Genomic DNA, 18624 nt, shown 5'->3' with positions numbered 1-18624 from the left:
CTTAATATCTCCCAGAAAGTAATCCACCAAAATGCTGAATACTGCTGTTCATCTTTGCAAGCTGAAGTGCATTCCACATGGTTGCTGCAATACTTGAAATCACTGGCTTGCCCGTCTCTTCCTCGCCCTGAGCCAATATATCAATCGTAGGCATTCCGACTCCGCTCACAAAAATAGCATCTGCAGCCGAACTATTCACCTGATGCACAAGTTGTAATGCACGCTCAGTAGTTTCATCATAAATATTTTTGACACCAGGCAAATTGCCGAAGCTCACCACCTCAAAGCCATAAGCTTCCAATAGACTCTTGCAGCGCAAAGTATTCTGCTCGCTATAAGGGGTGCCAAAAGCAATCTTTTTAGCCTTGAGATGATGGAGCGCTTTTACAACGCTACCAAAGGCGGTGATAAACGGCACCTCAAATTGAGTCTCTAACTTTTGGATTAAGTCCGCCTCACCAGCCTTGCCAAGGGTATAGCTGCTAGCAGTATGAGCCATTGCCACTACAGCAGGCTTTACGAGCTTAAGAAGCTCAATGTTTTCAGGTAAGTGATCAATCTGGGTTTGATTGCGCTCATCTTGCCCATCAAGACTGCCGGTTTCGCCATGAGCCACCATCCGCGTAAAGTGAATGGTGTACTCAGGACCTGCCATCTTGATGACTTCACCTTCAGTATTCGGATTGCCTGGCGGAATCAAGAAGCCTAGACGGGGCAACACTGTATTCATAGTTGCTTACTCATCTTTCATATTGGCATTCTTCACAATCGGCTGCAGACGCTTACGCTCTTCTGTTAAGAATTTAATAAAGTCGGCTTGTGAACCAGGCGCTGGTTCTATACCTTGCGGAATGAGTCTGGCTTTCAGTGCGTTGGTATCTAAAGCCGCCTGAATTGCTGCATTCATCTTCGCAATCACTTCCGGAGGCGTACCTTTTGGCGCAAAGATACCCGACCAGTGACCAATAAAGATATTTGGGTAACCTAACTCTTTAGTAGTGGGTACATTTGGCAAACGGGTAATGCGCTTATTCCATGTGGAAGCAAGCGGTCTGAGTTTGCCTCCCTCAATTTGTGGCAATACCACTACGCTAGCCTCTGATGTGGCCTCAACCTGTTTAGAAACTACAGAAAATACTGCTTCCGATCCACTCTTGTAAGGCACGATTTCATAAACGCCGCCACCAGCAAATAACTTCAGCATCTCAGCCACAAAGTGGGGCGTACTCCCAGTGCCTGCAGTTGCAAAAGTGACGCCAGGTTTATTTTTGGCTTTGGTCAATAGGTCTTTAAAGTTCTGAATTGGTGATTCGCTATTGACCACAATGATTGATGGACTCACTGCCATCATGCCAACAGGCACCAAGTCCTCTTGCTTGTAGGGCATATTGTTACGAAGCATCGGAATGGTGACCACCCCTCCCGCAGCACCCGCATAAAAGGTGTAACCATCTGGCGCGCTCTTCGCAACATAATCACCGCCTACTACCGATCCTGCACCAGGCTTGTTTTCCACAACCACTGGTTGACCTAATTGCTTGCTTACCCCTTCTGCCACTGCACGCGCTACTAAATCGTTAGCGCCACCTGGTCCAAATCCTACGATGAAACGAATTGGGCGATTGGGCCATGGGTCTGCAGCCATTACCGACGTGCCAATGACAGCAAGCATAAGAGAAAGTAAGAATTTGGATGTTTTCATAAATGCACTATTGATTTTGATGAATGGTTTGTTGTTTTGTTTTATGAGAACTTCTTCTCTAATGCATCAAAGTCATCTTTTTTAACAGCATTCTGGCGCTCTGCAAAAGTAGCTACTAAAGCAGGATCTTCTTTAAGCTCGCCTGTTCTCTTAAGATGCTCTAAGGCATTAGTCATGCCGCGTACTGCACCTTGCAAGGCTGCGTTGGCATACAGCACAATTCCAAAACCCATTTCGGAGAGATCTTTTAATGGCAAGGATGGTGTTTTACCGCCAATAACGATGTTGATTAGCTGCGGGCAGTAAGTTTGGGCCGCGATGAGCTTCATTTCTTCTACGCTCTCAGGCGCCTCAATAAAGGTCATATCCGCACCTGCTTGCGCATAGCTTTGCGCTCTATCAAGCGCATCTTCTAAACCATAGATTGATCTGGCATCAGTTCTAGCAATGACTAAAAAATCATCGTGGGTGCGTGCATCGACAGCCGCTTTAATCTTTCCACACATCTCTTCTTTGCTGATAATGATCTTACCTGCAAAGTGACCGCATCGTTTAGGCATGGCCTGATCTTCGATCTGCGCAGCATTGGCACCTGCACGCTCAAGAACTTTAATGGTGTGGTGGACATTGACTGCATTACCAAAGCCAACATCAATATCCACAATTAAAGGGAGTTGAATCACCTCTCTGATGGCAGCGGTGTGCGCCGCAACATCATTCAAGCCAATAAACCCAAGATCAGGTATTCCATAGAATTGATTCGTTAGACCTGCCCCGCTGAGATAGACCGCCTCAAAGCCTGCATCCTCAATCACTCTGGCAGCGAGAGCATTGCCCGCCCCTGGTACCAGTAAGCCTCTTCTCTCATTAATGAGCTTGCGCAATCTCGTGCCTAAGTGCATGGGCATGGTAGTCTCCTTTTTACAGAATTATAAAGATGAACCAAGAGACAAATGCAAGAAAAACAGGTCGTCACCGGAATCGATTGTCATGCCCACATCATGGCCGTAGATCTCCCATTAGCCCCTGAAATCCACTCTCGCCCTATTCGAGATGTCAGCGCTACTGAATATATTTCTGTTTTGGGTGCCCATGGGATTTCACATGGAGTCTTAACGGCGCCCAGTTTTTATGGCCCTAACAACACTCTCTTACTAGAAGCCCTCAAGCACTACCCTAATCATCTTCGTGGCACAGTGATTGCCGATCCCAATATGGCAAAGGCTGATCTGGAGCGCCAATTACTCAGTATGCGTGAGCATGGTGTTGAAGGCATACGTCTGAATTGGATTAAAAAGAAATCTATTCCAGATATCACCAGTGTGGAATATCGAACCTTGCTAGGAATAGCGCAAGATCTTGGTCTGCATATCGAGTTATTTTTAGAAGATCACTTACAAGAGCATGTGGTTCCTCAGATTTTGGCAAGTGGTGCCACTTTAGTCCTAGATCATTTTGGCAATCCTGATTCCAAGCTTGGCATTCATAGCACTTCCTTTCAAAATACCTTGCGAGGTCTTAGCGATGGTCAGATTTGGGTGAAGCTTTCTGCGCCCTACCGCCTAGGCTCTCTAGATGGCGTCAGTATTCAGCCTTATATTGATGCCTTGATAGCCGCCAATCCCAAGCAACTGGTTTGGGCCAGCGATTGGCCCTGGTTGAGTCATGAAAATGTATTTACTTATGCTGACTGCATCGATTGGATTCAATCAGCAGTTGACGATTCGACCATTTGGGAAGATATTTTCATTAACAATCCCAAAACACTTTTTCACTTTTAGATTAGGGTACTCCTATGCGCCACTCACTTATTCAACAAATCACTAAGGGTCTAGTTGGGCTTAGCGTGACCTGTTTATTGCAAGGCCCATTGTCTGCACAAACAGTGACCAAATTAATTGTTCCAACAGCTCCTGGTGGTGGAACGGATGCCCTCTTTAGAGTCGTTTCAAAAGATGCGCAGCGTTTTATTGGTGGGCCCATCAGCATTCAGAACGTTCCTGGTGCGGGCGGCACAATTGGTCTTAGCCAAGTGGTGAACTCTGCTCCTGACGGTTACACGCTAGCCGGTGTATGGCCATCGCCTGTGACCGTGGTTCCACAAACTAGCAAGGTACCTTACACGCCTAGCGACTATATTCCGGTGATTCAACTCTCTACTGCGCCGTATATCTTTTGTGTGCGACCTGACTTTCCGGCAAATGATGGCAAATCTTTCATGGAAGAGTTGCGCAAAAATCCTAAAAAATATACCTATGGCACTGATGGCCTTGGTGGCCCTGCACAGCTTGCTACCGAGCGTATCTTTAGACCGCAGAATATTGAAGCGGTTGATGTTCCTTATAAGGGTGCGGGCGAAACCATCATTGGTTTCTTATCGAACCAAATTGATATTTATGTGGGCTCTATTCCGCCAGTATTGCAGCATGCCAATATTGGTAAAGCCAAATGCCTATTGGTTTCTTCAGCTAATAGAAATGCACAGTTTCCGAATGCAAGTTCTTTAAAAGATATTGGTCTTGCCAAAGAAGAGACTTTGCTTTGGCGCATTATCTTGGCCCCCAAAGGCACAAAACCTGAACGCATCAATCAAATTGTTCAGGCTTACAGCAAAGCTATGAAAGAGCCAGATACATTACGCTACTTAGATGAGGTTGGTGAGTCTTCTGCGGTATTAAGTGGCAAAGATTTACAAGACAAACTCAATCAAGAGTACGCTGCATTTAGTCAAATTGCGAAGAGCTTAAATCTGCGTTAATTTTTAGCTTGGCGCTGTTGCCTAGCAAACTCCTGTAGCTTCACGCAATCAGGGTTGGGCGTACCATTCTCGTTGAGGATATTGAATTCTCGGCAAGGGCTGGGGCGCTTCTCATAAATGGAGCAGCGCCAGCCCTCCTCTTGCGTATGCCTGAGTGCAACACAAGGGGCACCCCCTTTCTCAGTACCTTTCATGCACGCTAGGTGGGCATTTATTTTTGTCGTGAGCTCTGCTGGAACTGTCCCTACTCCGTCACCTTCAATTTCGCCGTGGTAAAAACTGACTCGGAAGTGTTGGCAACACATGCCACATGCAAAACACGGGTTCTCGATCATCATTCACCCACTTCGTAAGCATTGCTTGCTCATTGCCGGAGCAAGCCTTTGATGGTAATTAGTGAGGCTTGTGCGCTGCTGTCACAATCTTTTCGGTATAAGCAATTGCGAGAGCAGACAATACAAACGTAACGTGGATGAGAGTCTGCCACATGAGGGTTTTCTCATCATACGATGCTGCATTAATGAAGGTCTTGAGCAAGTGGATCGATGAAATACCAATGATGGCGGTTGCCAACTTCACCTTCAGGACTCCTGCGTTCACATGAGAGAGCCACTCAGGCTGATCAGGATGATTCTCTAGTTCCAAACGCGAAACAAATGTTTCCCATCCGCCCACAATGACCATGACTAATAAATTAGAGATCATGACCACATCGATCAGACCTAAGACCACTAACATCAAAGCAGTCTCTGTCATACTCTTATTGGCCATCATCTGAATCAGATGAACCAACTCAATCCAAAACTGCCATACATAGACGCCCTGAGCGACGATCAAGCCAATATAGAGAGGCGCCTGCAACCAGCGGGACATAAAGATCCAGCGCGGCAATGGCCGTAATTTCTTATCCAAGAAGGTCTGTTTGTCTTGATTCATGTGCGAATATTAACGAGTTTTCTATTCACGCAATAGGCACAGCAAAGTTAGGGGAATTATTGATGCGCCTTTACTAGGGAATAAGGAATCCGTGATTTCCTTATTCCCCCTCTAGGCTTGCTGCATATTCTTTAGCGCTTTGCTTTTAACGATATCTACGATTAAAGACTTGTTTTGTTTCGCTTTCATGACGCTTGGTGTTTTTCAGCACTGCGCAGTAAGACAGGATCATGATCACTGCCAATGAAATGCCGTTGAAGTTGTTCATCAAGTTGCTTAATGTGTTCATTTGTTTCTCCTTATTTACTACCGCTGTTTACTTTTTAATTGCTGCTATGTATTCAGATTAGTGGGTCAAAAGCTCACGAAATGAGCTAGTTAAAAATGGTGGGTGTAGTGTTGTTTTTCATATGTTTCCTCGCGTCTTTACTTAACGAGCTACCGGCAACTCATCCCACTTCGTGGTGTAGTTCGGTGACTTGTTGTTTGATCGCATTTGCCATACTTGTTTCGTGCCATTTGTACCTGCAGCTGCAGATCTAATGACAGCATTGCCAAAGCGTGTGTTGATCTCGTCTACTGCTTTCATAAGACTGGCTGACTTACCCTTACTCTCTACATCCTCAAAGAGTGATGGCTGAATCGTTGGCTTATCGCTAATCAGATTCAGAATGACCCCTGCCTTTTTATAACGAAAGTTGGGTTGATAGATTTGCTTGAGCCCTGCCAAGGCGGCATTCGTTAAGGTCAGCGTGTTATCAGTTGCATCTGCTAGTGGAATCGTGATGCTTTGATGATGCTGTGGCTCATGCTGCTTAAACGGGTTTGTCTGAATAAATACTGTGAGCGCGCCCGTCACGCTGTCTTGGCCTCTCAGCTTTTCCGCTGCCCGTGATGCATGGGTTGCAACGGACTGGGCTAGCTCTACCTGGCTAGTCACTAACTTACCAAAACTACGTGAGGCAATGATTTGTTGTTTGGCTGGCGCGACTTCTTCTAGTTGCAAGCATGAAGTACCACGCAGTTCATAACAGAGGCGTTCCATCACCACGCCAAACTGCTGACGCATGGCCTGTGGTGAGGCTTGCAAGAGATCAAACACACTATGAATATGTTGGGCTTTGAGCTTCTTAGCAATCTGCCTACCAACACCCCAGACCTCACCTACCTCAGTCTCGCTCATCCACTGGTAGAGCTCTTCTTTGTTCATGGCGTTGACATCGCATACACCGGAGAACTGTTTGTGTTTTTTGGCTAAGTGATTTGCTAGCTTAGCAAGTGTCTTGCTGGCACCAATACCAACACAGACTGGTAAGCCAGTGGTTTGTTTGACTTGTTGCTTGATCTTTTGACCTAGCTCGATAGTGTCTTGATATTGCTTTAAGACTGTCTCGATTTGCAGAAAACTCTCATCAATGCTGTAAACCTCAAGATTAGGTGTAAAGCCCCGCAATACCTGTACTACGCGGTTACTCATATCACCATATAAGGTGTAGTTCGATGAGTAAGCCTGAATACCGTGTTTCCTCGCAAGCGCCTCCATCTGAAACCAAGGTGTACCCATCTTCACGCCGAGTGCTTTGACTTCAGCACTGCGCGCTACTGCACAACCATCATTGTTCGATAACACTACCATCGGCACTTCTTCTAGCTTAGGCTGAAATACCCGCTCACAAGAAACGTAAAAGTTGTTCACATCAACGAGCGCAAAAAGTGGGTTCATGATTTATTGCCCTTGCCATATCTCGTACTGGCATTGCTGTACTTGCGCACTACCCCAACTACTACTCCCCAGATTTGCAATTCACTACCTTCACTAAAAGTGATGGGTTGATAGTGAGGGTTTTCTGGTTGCAGTTCAATGCGACCACGTAATTGATAGAGGCGCTTGATGGTGTACTCACCATCGACCACTGCCACGACGATATCTTTATGTTTTGGTTTGAGAGCCTTATCTACAACCACCTTGTCGCCATCGCAAATGCCCGCCCCCAACATCGAATCCCCCTTCACGGTAAACATGAAGGTCGCTGGCTTGTTCTGAACGAGGTAATGGTTCAGATCTAGCCCATCCTCGGCGTAATCTGCCGCTGGACTGGGAAATCCTGCTGAAATTCGGTGACTCAGGAGTTTGAGCTCAAAGGCCGCAAAATGACCTGCCAAGGCTTGTGGGGCCTGGCTCAGGGTTGCTTTTGGGGAGGTCATTGCTTGCGTCATAGTCATTAATATACTGTATGTTTATACAGTATATGTAAAAACCGTAAAAATGAGCCTGTTTTTGTTGTTTTGAGCGCATCAAGCAGCCCGCCCTTCCAGTAAAGTACAAGATCAATACCCAATGGAGTCAGCATCTTGCCTAACAAAACAACGGTTGCCTCAGCCCACCTCTCCCCGGTCTTTTTAGATAAAACCGCTACAACCGCCAAGGCCATCACTGCGATTGGACAGGCAGCATCCAAAGGGGCGCAACTCTTAGCATTTCCAGAATCTTTTATTCCAGGCTTTCCGGTTTGGGCTGCTTTATGGGCGCCCATGAAAAACCATGATCTTTTTGAAAGCTTCGTCAACAACAGTATTGCTATTGATGGCCCTGAAATTGCAGCACTTTGCAAAGCCGCCAAAGAACATCAGATGATTGTCTCAATGGGCTTTAGTGAAACGAGTCCCTATAGCGTCGGCTGTGTGTGGAACTCCAATGTACTGATTTCCGCGCAGGGCGAAATTCTGAATCACCATCGCAAACTTGTTCCCACTTTTTATGAAAAACTGATTTGGGCGCCGGGTGATGGGGCTGGCCTGCGTGTGAGCCATACGCCAGTTGGCAATATTGGCGGCTTGATTTGTGGAGAGAACACAAATCCTTTGGCACGCTTTGCACTCATGGCGCAAAAAGAGCAGATTCATATTTCTAGCTGGCCTCCGGTATGGCCGACCAAAGACCCGAAACAAGGTAACTTTAATAATCTCAACGCTAATCGTATTCGCGCCTCTGCCCACTCCTTCGAAGCCAAATGCTTTGGCATTGTCTGTGCAGCACATATGGATGAAGCAATGTTCGACTTCTTAGTGAAGCGTGATCCAGCGGTAGGCGATATTCTAAAAAATACTCCTGCTGCAGAATCTTTTTTCATTAGCCCAACAGGCACACAAATTGGTGAATCGATTCAAGGTAAAGAGGGCATCATCTATGCCGAGTTTGATTTACAAGAATGCATTGAACCTAAGCAATTTCATGATGTTGTTGGCTACTACAACCGTTTTGATATCTTTGATCTGAAGATTGACCGTAGACGCACAGCGCCAGTCACCTGGATAGATGATCCCATTGAATAAGTAGTCATAAACCCTAGTCTCTCAGACTGAGATCTAGGGGCATAATTTACTAAGTAGTTTAAAAAATATAAAAATAGTAGGAGACCCATGAAGACGTACAAGATTGCTTCCATTCCAGGTGATGGAATTGGCAAAGAAGTTATTCCCGAATGTGAGAAGGTCTTAAACGCCTTAAGCAAAAAACATCCTGAGATTGCTTTTGAGTTTGAGCACTTCGATTGGGGTGGCGACTACTACCGCAAGCACGGCATCATGATGCCCGAAGATGGACTTGATCCTTTACGACCTAAAGATGCCATCTTGTTTGGTTCTGCTGGTGATCCCGATATTCCAGATCACATTACCTTGTGGGGATTGCGTTTAAAGATTTGCCAAGGCTTTGATCAGTACGCCAACGTGCGCCCCACTCGCATTCTTCCCGGTATTGAAACACCTCTACGTAATTGCAAACCCAATCAACTGGATTGGGTGATCGTGCGCGAGAACTCTGAAGGTGAATACTCCGGCTTAGGCGGCAGAGCACACCAAGGCCATCCGATTGAAGTCGCTTCGGATATGAGTATCCTGACGCGCGTTGGGGTTGAGCGCGTACAACGTTACGCTTTTAAGTTAGCTCAGTCACGTCCTCGTAAGCACCTTACCGTCATTACTAAATCCAATGCGCAGCGCCATGGCATGGTGATGTGGGATGAGATTGCCAAGCTCGTTGCTAAAGATTTTCCGGATGTAACTTGGGATAAAGAATTAGTCGATGCCGCTACCGCACGGATGGTCAATCGCCCTGAATCTTTAGACACCATTGTGGCAACCAATTTGCATGCGGATGTGCTCAGCGACTTAGCTGCTGCATTAGCTGGTAGTTTGGGTATTGCACCGACTGGCAATATCGATCCAGAGCGCCGCTATCCTTCCATGTTTGAACCGATTCATGGTTCTGCTTTTGACATCATGGGTAAAGGTCTTGCCAATCCAATTGGCACCTTCTGGTCTGCCGTGATGATGCTCGACTTCTTAGGCGAAAAAGCCTTGGCCGCCAAATTAATGGCTGCCATTGAAAAAGTGACTGCGAATCCAAAACTACATACCCGTGATTTAGGCGGTACTGCCATGATGAGTGATGTGACGAATGCTGTGATCGAGGAGGTCTCCAAATGAAGCTCTTGAAATTACTGACTGCTTTACTGAGTACTTGTTTTATTTCTTTCGGCTTGCTATCGGTAGTGCACGCGCAGCCGTTCCCAGATAAGACGATTCAGTACATCATCCCCTTCCCGCCTGCTGGAGAGTCTGATTTAGTAGCGCGCTATCAAGCCGAAATCTCTGCTAAGAAATTTAAGCAGCCGATGGTGGTGATTAACCGTGCTGGCGCAGGTGGCGCTCTAGTGTGGAGTGCTCTCAATACATATCCTGCTGATGGCACAACAGTGGTTGGCGTCAATATTCCGCATACGATCTTGCAACCTTTACAAGAAGGTATTCAGTACAAGACTGAAGATATCAATGCCATCTACTACTATCACTTCACACCAGATGCTTTAATGGTTTCTGCAGACAGCCCTTACAAGACCTATCAAGAATTTATTGCAGCCGCCAAAAAAGAACCGGGCAAGATGTCTTTAGCAGGTTCCGCTCAGTTCTCAGCCAACCATATGGCTGTTGAGCGTTTGAACAAATTGGCTGGCGTCAAAATCAATTACGTACCTTTTAAAGGCACGGGTGATTTGATTACTGCGTTGATTGGCATGCACGTAGATGGCGCAATGGGTTACTTGCCCTTAGCGATTCAGCAAAAAGGTAAGGTGCGCACGCTGGCAATCGCTACTGAGAAACGCAACCCTGCTCTACCAGACGTACCCACTTTTAAAGAGTTGGGTTTGAACTGGGTAGACGGCGCTTATCGTGGTGTTGCCGTACCAAAATCAACTCCACTGATCTTGCAACAGAAGCTGTCTGACTACTTTGCACAGCTCAATGCTGATCCTGAGACCAAGAAGAAGTTGGAGGAGTCTGGATTTGTATTGGTGGATGTGCCATTAGCCAAGATGCCGGCTTTCATGAAAGAGAAAACTGCTCAAGCGATGGATGATGCTAAGAATGCGGGCATGATTAAATAAGTCAAATAAAATTACTGCTCTACTGCTCTTGCTTCCAATAAAAAACCACCGGGATTCGGTGGTTTTTTATTGGGCGCTTACTTTTTAATACTTCAGCAAAAAGCAAATGCCAGTATTGCAGGGTCATCTAGAAATGCGTTAGAGAGATAAACACTGGCTCGAAAAAGCCAGGGATTAAGGGTCTCAATGATTTCTGCAAAATATTCCATGGGGCTAGTTTAACTGCTGCTCCCTAGCCCCTGCCTTATCCGATCAGACATCATCCATAAAGTTACCGCCACCACCGTCATCCCAAGAGCTAGCGCCATCATCCCAAGAGCTACCATCACGTACGCCAAAGTTAGGATCTAAGGATGTTGGACCACCAACTTGAGTCAGGTTTGGATTCGGGTTCGCATTAGCGTGTCCATTATCGTGACCACCCATGAGATTGCTGGCTAATGCTTGACCGGCATACATACCAGCGCCTAAGGCGGCACCAGTTGCTAAGCTACCCATCAAGCCACTTCCCATACCGCCTGCAGCGGGAGCCCCAGGATAACCAGGGCCACCAGGGTAGCCCGCAGGACCGCCTGGAGTACCGGGGTAACCAGCGCTTGGTGCGTTATAGACTTGAACGGCATCAGCCTTACGACGTCTCATCACCATAATGATGCCCACAACTAAAATAGCAATCAAACCCCAAAAGATGGGGTTGCTAAAAATAGAACTTTGAGCGGCAGCCGGAGCTGCTGCACCACCAGCAAGTTGCATCTGCAATTTCTGTACAGACTCTGCTTGAGCAAATGGCAAGCCTGGCGCAAGACTTTCTGCTTTAACGAAATGATTGCGCGCAGCATCTACCTTACCTTCTTTGAGGTAAACCTCAGCAGCAACATAGTGTGCCTTGGCACTATTCGGATGATTTTGTAAAACCTCTTTGATCATGGTATCGGCTTTGGCCAATTGTCCAGATTGCACAGCTTGATATACCTCTGGCAAAGTCGCCTCAGCAAACACTGCATTGCTAGTCAGCAATATTGCGCTTGCGAATACGCCAGCAAGTACCTTCATTAGATTACGCATTTTCATAACGACTCCTTATAGGATGTTTACTGCGAATTTCATTATCCCTAGTTTGGGGATTTCTGCTATCCCCCACTTATATGGGGGCTTTTAGGGGGAATTCAAGGGGATTTTGGCCTAGCCAATTTGATGAATCTTGCCTGCTGAAGAGATTAAATAAGCTTTATTGGGCTTGTCATTGCGAATACGGGTAAGTTCTGCTTGATAGTTTTGGAGCTGCTTGCGATACATTTCATATTTCTCGCTTCCTACTTCTGGAATAGTGAGCTTGTAATCAATGATGGCAATATGGTCATCTAGTTCGACCAATCGATCCATTCGATAGCTCTTGCCTTCCTTGCTTGCAATATCGAGTTCGTTCCATGCGGCAATCCACCGTCCTGATGTGAGGTACGGTTTCAGTTCTGCTGCTTCTAATACTTTCTGGGTGCGCTCAATCACTTTCTGAGCATGTGCTTGATCTACACCCAACCAATTCATGACCTCTTGCTCATTGGGTATTGAAGGTTTAGTTGTTTGATTGGAGTCTGGGGTGAGGAACTCGAGTAACTTATGAAAATGCGTTCCCTCTTCCAAAATCTCTGGATCAGGTTCTGCTGCTTTTCCACTCTCACCAGTAAACACCTCTACTGTGAAGCCATCTTCGATATCACTGAGTAATTGGGTATAACTTTCTTGTGCAGGATTCCACTCCAAGACAAAATCTTCAACTGCGCTTTCTACTTTGGCTTTGATGGCTTGCGGCACTGTTAACGTTGCCACATCTCCATTGACTTGATATACGGCTACTTCAGCCTGGCTTGCCTTGCCATACCAAGAGCTTTTATCAAACCCATCTGGATTATTCGCTGTTGGCTTCTGCGCATTACCGCTGATCCATAAGCCCTGGCGAGCACGAGTCATGGCCACATAAAGCAAGTTCCAATTTTCCTTTTCACCGATATGCTTTTCGGCTTCATTGATCTCAACACGTGGGCTCGTCAATGTTTTAGAAGTGAATAATGAAAGATGCGAGGGGCATTGCTCATGTGGTGCCCAATCAATTAATACGCCACTATAGTCAACGTTAGTATCAGTATTATTGGCATCCAAAATAATTACAAAAGGTGATTCCAATCCTTTGGCGCCATGAATCGTCATCAAGCGAACACGCTTATGACGATCCTCCTCTGACATCTCGCTCTCTTCATCTACCTCAGCTAAATTCTCATCGCTTGCTGCGTCTACATCACCCTCATCGGGCGTTTCATCATCATCTCCCCTACGCTTGGCATTCATCTCCTGGATAAAACGACTCAAGCTTGGATATTGACCGCCGTCTTGATTTAACGCCACCTCTAAGAAGGCATCTAAGTTAGCTAAGACCTGTGGGCGATCAAGATCTTGGCAAACCGCTGCGTATTTAAGACGGACATCACCCTCTTGGTAAATACGATCTAGTAGGTCATGCACCGGCAAACGCTCACCCAGAAGATGCCAGTGCTTGAGATAACGTGCCGCTCCTTGTAAGGTTGCATCTTGACTGTCTTGTAATGCATCCCACCAACAGCGATATTGGCCAGAAGTCATCGCAACAGCCAGCTGCTGCATTTGTTTTTCTGGAAAGCCAAAGATCGGACTTCTGAGAACTTGTGCTAACGGCAAATCATGACGTGGTGTAACGAGTACTGTTAGCAAGGCAATCAAATCATCTATCTCAAGTGTATTGAGGAGGCCGCCTAAGCGTGGACTCTCGTAAGCAAGCTTTGCATCTCTCAGCGCCCTTTCGTACTGGGGCAAGAATTTACGGCGCTTGACTAGCAATAGGAAGTCGCTCGCACGAGCGTCCCGCCATATTTCTACGCCACCTTCTTTATCAGCTACCTTGTGGGTGGTAATCACTTCTTTGATCAAGCGAGCGACCGTTTCTCCTTCGTGCTGACGCTGCACCACAGCAACTGTTTCGCTGGAATCTGCGATTGCCTTATCAAAAGCACTTCCCTCTCGGAGCTCTTGAGACTGCTCCTCATAGGGGATCAGCGGTAGTAAATAAATTTCGCCTTGCTGCGCATAAGCATCTGCTGGCTTACCTTGATCAGGTGTAGTCCAAAGGGTATGTTGCTCTGAATATGGATAATCTGGCGGCACTTGCTCGCCTTGAAAGATCTTGTTGACTGCGGCATTAATTTCATAAGCATTACGGCGAGTTTTATCTTGCTCGATATAGGCAGCTTGATGGTGTTGATGCAAAAACTGTGCGGCACTCACAAATAATCTTGGGTCAGCACGACGGAATCGATAGATTGATTGCTTAGGGTCGCCCACAATAAATACTTTTGGCTTCTCATCACCCTCGCTATACCCGGCTAGCCATGCTCGTAGGATTTGCCACTGCAAAGGATTGGTATCTTGAAACTCATCTACCAGAATTTGTTTGTATTTAGCATCTAAGCGAGATTGCAGATAGGCAGCATTGGCAGCATCACTCATGAGCAAGCTAACCCCAACCTCGAGATCATCAAAGTCACGCACACGCATATTCTCTTTTTGAGCATTAGCATGCGCCATCATCGATTGATTGAGTGCAAACCAGGCTTGATTGATAGCCAAGACATCGTGCTCAGCCTGCCAGAGGAGGTAATCCTCAAAAGCATGGCCCCAAGCCTGCTTTATGGCGATATGCTCATCGATACGATGCTCTTGGCCATTTTTCTGAAGATATTTTTTAGCATCACCCAAAATTTTATCGTTGCCAGACCGGTAATTCGATTCTTTTGTTAAAAAAGTTGTCTGAAAAGTGCTCGCTACTTCCATCACATTGCCACCACGCTCTTTACAAGCGACTGCAGGCGACAAGTATTTCAAAAGGTCACTGTCCTTAACACTGCTATTCGCAAAGGTACGAGCTAGGAACTGTAAATCCTCTAATGTATTAGGCGCATTCCACTGGGCTAGCAATGGATTAGGTACATCGAGCTTATGCAATGTTTGCATTAAACGCTTAACTGGACTTACTCCAGTCTCATTGCACTCTTTTTCAAAGAAAGTCCATGCGCCTCGTTGTTTAAAGAGACTGCTTCTGCCCATCAAGAGTTTTTGCGCTTCATGAGAGCCCAAGTACTTCAGCAATACGTCGTAATGGGCTTTAAGCTCTGGCGTGAGATCGCCCCACCAATCATCTAGACACTCTTCCTGAAGGCGCTTAGCATCCTCGCGTAGCTTGAATCCCGGCTGGATGCCTATTGATACTGGAGCAGCACTGAGCAACCTACCAAACCAACCATGGAACGTGTCGATCACAATCGGTTGCGGGTTCGCGAGCACTTCTTCATAGAGCGCTTTTGCTCTGGGCAAATACTCTGGGGTCTGACTCTCTTCAATCCCTCTAGCAATGAGCTCTTTGATTAATGCAGCATCATCACATTTTGAGAATTGCTCCAATAATCCATATAAGCGATCACGCATCTCTTGTGCGGCCTTTCGCGTAAAGGTCAGCGCGAGAATTTCTTGTGGCTTCACACCATCAAGCAATAGTCGCACCATGCGTGCAACGAGCAACCACGTTTTTCCGCTACCAGCACAGGCAGAAACAATAACCGAACGTTGCGGATCGCATGCGAGCTTTTCTGAATAATTTTGCTTTTCTGGAAGCATATTCAGCTGCGCATTCATTGGCGAATTTATCTGATCACTCACCAGATACCCTTTCTGCAAATACCTCGAGCTTCACAGTATTGACATACACCTTCTGGTGCAAAGGCTTGCATAGGCTTTTTAGCCCAAAGCTGCTTAATATCATCTGTAATTTGCTCAGAAAACTGCTGCATCATTGCTGGCATATCCACCACGTCTTGACCGCGAACGGCCTTCTGCTCACCCTTGGAGATATCAGCCTTCAGGGCTACCCACTCAGCCTGCTGTACTCTATGTCCAGTGAGTTTATGGTTTTCTAGCTCTTCATTGGCAGCGCGTGCATAGATCAATAATTGCGGATCATCCAAGATATGTTCAGCACGTAACTTAATCTTCTCAAAGCGTTGGTTTTTGTAATCGATTACTGAAGCTAGTGTGTTGTCATGAATATTGACGTCATAACGGTCAGCAAAGCCTTCAATACGAATCATTTTGGGATTTCCATCTGCGTCTGCAAACGGTAAATCAAAACCGACCTTTACTTCACCATCAAAGTATTGCCAACCAGCCTGCTCACGCTGTAACTGCCAATCGATAAAGCTCGGAATTTGTTTTTGCCAATCTCTTAATGTACCCATCACCCTGGCATCACCTTCGATCAAAGATGCGAACTCTTGCTCAGAATGCATAGTCAGACTCTTTTCCATCCAAGCGCGTCTTTGTTCTTGATCTGTTTTGATCTCAGGGTTAGTATGCTCCCGTGTTTTCAGTGCTTGATAAAAACGCTTTAAGAGCTTATGTAAAGTCTGTCCCGCTAATGAAGCATCAAAGCCCTCATCAAATCCTTTGTTCTTACGCAAACCCAATAAGCTGCGCACATAATAGCGATATGGGCAATCCCGCAAAGCCTTATAGGCGCTAGGACTCATTGATAGCGGTAGAGGTAGCGCTTCTTCAAAATGGGCTACTGCCATCTCCATTGGCTTAGGCTCAAAACTACGTTTTTGTAATTGTGCTGGTACTGCTTTCCACCCAATTTGATTTTGCAAACGCTGTATCCATGCGGATGGCCGCAAGGGCTCTCCGTTATTGCTCTTACTTTGCCAAAGCAAATCCACATTGGCGCAAGACACCAGCAATTGAGAGAGATCTCTTGCCTGTTGTACAAACTGCATCGCAATGGTGGAGGTCTTTAAGAGTTGATTGAGCGCATCTGAGAAAAATAATAGTGGTTCTGAATAGGCTGGCAACTGTTGCTCATCACAGCCAACAACTACCACCGCTTCAAAGTCACGTAAGCGGGTCGAGCTGAGCGGGAGAATGCTTAATGTAGCCTTGGCTTCTTTGCCGGCCTCTTGATAACTTGCACCCTCAATCACCGTTTTCAGCAAACTGAGCCACTCACTTAAGCGAATCGGCACCTCCTGATACTGTGTTTTGCTCAAATCAAATGTCTTCAGCACCTCTAACAACTGCTTACCAGCTGAATCTTTCTGCAGGCTTTGTGCCATCCCTGTTGCCTCGAGATTAGCCTGCAACTGTACATAAGCCTTCTCGCAATCGACCTTCAGCGTTAACCATTCATGGTGACGCTCTCTGACAAACTGTAATAACTCTAATAAGGCAGCGCTGGGTAAGTTTGTTCCGGTTTTGCTTGCATTATCTTTAGCGCCTTCAATCGCGAGGTGGAAGGTTTTCCAACCGGACTCTGCTTTGCTGGTTAACAAAATATCTTCGAGCTCTGCAATCAGTCCGATACAAGCATCAGGATTACGGTTAAGAATTTTTCCTAGATCCAAAAATGGGTTTTGCAAAAACTCAAGCAATGCTTTTGCACTTGGGCCATCTTTGGGCGCCCTGATTAATTCCAGCCAACCATTAAGCGCTGCCGCTGCACGAGTAGTTGATAACTTCCAACCAGTCTCATCTCGAATATTGAGTTCAGGGCCTAACCTTGCGAGTAGTGCGCGCGCCCTTCTCGCTACCAAGCGATCTTGAGCTACAAGCGCTAGCTTCGTTTTATTGTTAATGAGATGTTGCTCAATGGTTTTAGCTGCAGCCCAAGCTAACTCTTCAAAACGTTTTGCGGAAATGAGGCGCCACCCTTTACTTTTTGCGCGTATGGCATTAGTGAGTGCTTGTGTTTGCGCATCTTCAGTGCCAATAGCCTCTGCCCACAAGCCCACATCCTGCCAATCCATCTTGACCTCTATCACTTGTGCGTGCTGTGCATATTCATTTAAAAAGTGGCCAATAATCTCTTGATCTATTGGCGCTGAATCTGCGGTCTCAACCCAAATGAGTGGTCTTACTTGATTGGCCTGCGTAGCAAGCTCAAGGGCATCTAGATGTGCAGCCATTGCAAACTGATTATGAAAAGCGGGGTCACTTACGCTCGCGGTGTAACGCCAGAACTCGAGTAAGACCTTAGCCTCCTGGTCTACGACCTTACGCGCCATTCCAGAATAGACCTTGGTAACGTTGCCATCCAACAATATTTGTGCTTGTTGAAGCCATGCTTCACCAATATTGGCTTGTTTGGTATGACCCTCTTTAATCAGTGCATGAATCTGTTTTTGTAGTTGTGGGCTCACCGCTTTCGATAATGTGTCGCATGCCTCCACAATCGCCTGTGCCAATCCCCATGCACCCGTTTCACTTTCTGCTTTAAACCACGCTTGCAATTCTTTGTGATTACGTAAAGTGGAATAGACGCCCAACCATTTTTCTAAATCCGTTTGTTTCTTTGGAAATTTCCATGCGCCAGGTGCGGCATCTAACCAATCAGCAAAACTGATCACTTGTGGCAAGAACGCAATCTTGGGATCAAGATCACTGGGGCGATGTTTTTCGAGGGCCGCCCTTACCCCAATGAGGGGGCCTGCTGTACTAAGCACCACCAAAGGGCGCTGCTGGGTTTGCGCCGCACAAGTCCAAATACCCTTCGCCAACTGCTCCAGCGCGCTGGCATCAGGCGTAATTGCCCATGACTGCACTTGCTTTTGATCAGAAGTTGACGGGAATGGGTGAGGCATGAATGGAGTAATTTATCTATTTTGAGCAGAATGTTTCGCTTATTGCTAATATAAGCGTTGTAACGCCAC

General features: G+C 46.4%; 16 protein-coding genes. 5 read left to right on the top strand and 11 right to left on the bottom strand.

Annotated features, from left to right (window positions below; all coding sequences use genetic code 11):
* Window position 1: 1 nt before the first annotated feature.
* From FD968_RS03705 to FD968_RS03695, 3 genes are read right to left on the bottom strand one after another with little or no spacing between them, the layout of a single operon-like run.
* Window positions 2-730 carry a hypothetical protein gene (locus FD968_RS03705; protein WP_215367431.1) on the bottom strand — a complete coding sequence of 243 codons (729 nt, stop codon included), beginning with the start codon at window positions 728-730 and terminating at the stop codon, window positions 2-4.
* 6 nt (window positions 731-736) lie between these two features.
* Window positions 737-1702, bottom strand: coding sequence for a tripartite tricarboxylate transporter substrate binding protein (locus FD968_RS03700; RefSeq protein ID WP_215367430.1), 966 nt, complete (start codon window positions 1700-1702; stop codon window positions 737-739).
* 41 nt (window positions 1703-1743) lie between these two features.
* The gene (locus tag FD968_RS03695; RefSeq protein ID WP_371817741.1) at window positions 1744-2610 is read right to left on the bottom strand and encodes an oxaloacetate decarboxylase; all 867 of its coding nucleotides are present in this window, start codon (window positions 2608-2610) and stop codon (window positions 1744-1746) included.
* Between the two features lie 45 nt (window positions 2611-2655).
* On the opposite strand from FD968_RS03695, the gene FD968_RS03690 reads away from it, so the two are divergent.
* On the top strand, window positions 2656-3483 hold the full coding sequence (locus tag FD968_RS03690; protein WP_215367429.1) for an amidohydrolase: 828 nt from the start codon (window positions 2656-2658) through the stop codon (window positions 3481-3483).
* Window positions 3484-3497: 14 nt separating this feature from the next.
* Window positions 3498-4460, top strand: coding sequence for a tripartite tricarboxylate transporter substrate binding protein (locus FD968_RS03685; RefSeq protein ID WP_215367428.1), 963 nt, complete (start codon window positions 3498-3500; stop codon window positions 4458-4460).
* Here FD968_RS03685 and FD968_RS03680 read toward each other — a convergent pair.
* From FD968_RS03680 to FD968_RS03660, 5 genes are all read right to left on the bottom strand, one after another.
* The gene (locus FD968_RS03680) at window positions 4457-4765 is read right to left on the bottom strand and encodes a YkgJ family cysteine cluster protein (protein WP_251367667.1); all 309 of its coding nucleotides are present in this window, start codon (window positions 4763-4765) and stop codon (window positions 4457-4459) included. The genes FD968_RS03685 and FD968_RS03680 overlap by 4 nt on opposite strands.
* 88 nt (window positions 4766-4853) lie before the next feature.
* Window positions 4854-5396: a TIGR00645 family protein gene (locus FD968_RS03675; protein WP_215367426.1), complete on the bottom strand. Its 543-nt coding sequence runs from the start codon at window positions 5394-5396 to the stop codon at window positions 4854-4856.
* 145 nt (window positions 5397-5541) lie between these two features.
* Entirely contained in the window at window positions 5542-5685 is a 144-nt protein-coding gene (locus FD968_RS03670) for a hypothetical protein (RefSeq protein ID WP_215367425.1), read from the bottom strand.
* A gap of 141 nt (window positions 5686-5826) precedes the next feature.
* Window positions 5827-7119: a Y-family DNA polymerase gene (locus FD968_RS03665; protein ID WP_215367424.1), complete on the bottom strand. Its 1293-nt coding sequence runs from the start codon at window positions 7117-7119 to the stop codon at window positions 5827-5829.
* Window positions 7116-7619 carry a LexA family transcriptional regulator gene (locus tag FD968_RS03660; RefSeq protein ID WP_215367423.1) on the bottom strand — a complete coding sequence of 168 codons (504 nt, stop codon included), beginning with the start codon at window positions 7617-7619 and terminating at the stop codon, window positions 7116-7118. The genes FD968_RS03665 and FD968_RS03660 overlap by 4 nt, the downstream gene beginning before the upstream one ends.
* A gap of 129 nt (window positions 7620-7748) precedes the next feature.
* Between FD968_RS03660 and FD968_RS03655 the strand changes: the two genes are divergently transcribed.
* The 3 genes from FD968_RS03655 (at window position 7749) to FD968_RS03645 (ending at window position 10843) form a co-directional block, all read left to right on the top strand.
* Window positions 7749-8729 (top strand): carbon-nitrogen hydrolase family protein, encoded by a 981-nt coding sequence (locus tag FD968_RS03655; protein ID WP_251367627.1) that lies wholly within the window; start codon window positions 7749-7751, stop codon window positions 8727-8729.
* Between the two features lie 87 nt (window positions 8730-8816).
* Window positions 8817-9884, top strand: a complete 1068-nt coding sequence (locus FD968_RS03650; protein ID WP_215367422.1) for a tartrate dehydrogenase — start codon at window positions 8817-8819, stop codon at window positions 9882-9884.
* Window positions 9881-10843: a tripartite tricarboxylate transporter substrate binding protein gene (locus FD968_RS03645; RefSeq protein ID WP_215367421.1), complete on the top strand. Its 963-nt coding sequence runs from the start codon at window positions 9881-9883 to the stop codon at window positions 10841-10843. Before FD968_RS03650 ends, FD968_RS03645 begins: the two co-directional genes overlap by 4 nt.
* Window positions 10844-11095: 252 nt before the next feature.
* On the opposite strand, the gene FD968_RS03640 is transcribed toward FD968_RS03645, so the two are convergent.
* The 3 genes from FD968_RS03640 to FD968_RS03630 form a co-directional block, all read right to left on the bottom strand.
* Window positions 11096-11914: a tetratricopeptide repeat protein gene (locus tag FD968_RS03640; RefSeq protein WP_215367420.1), complete on the bottom strand. Its 819-nt coding sequence runs from the start codon at window positions 11912-11914 to the stop codon at window positions 11096-11098.
* A 111-nt stretch (window positions 11915-12025) separates the two neighbouring features.
* Window positions 12026-15583: an exodeoxyribonuclease V subunit beta gene (locus FD968_RS03635; RefSeq protein ID WP_251367626.1), complete on the bottom strand. Its 3558-nt coding sequence runs from the start codon at window positions 15581-15583 to the stop codon at window positions 12026-12028.
* Window positions 15580-18555, bottom strand: coding sequence for a PD-(D/E)XK nuclease family protein (locus tag FD968_RS03630; RefSeq protein ID WP_215367419.1), 2976 nt, complete (start codon window positions 18553-18555; stop codon window positions 15580-15582). Before FD968_RS03630 ends, FD968_RS03635 begins: the two co-directional genes overlap by 4 nt.
* Between the last annotated feature and the right edge of the window lie 69 nt (window positions 18556-18624).

The organism is Polynucleobacter sp. AP-Titi-500A-B4 (assembly GCF_018688095.1).
Taxonomy (GTDB): Bacteria; Pseudomonadota; Gammaproteobacteria; order Burkholderiales; family Burkholderiaceae; genus Polynucleobacter.
This window is presented reverse-complemented; position numbering and strand designations above follow the sequence as displayed.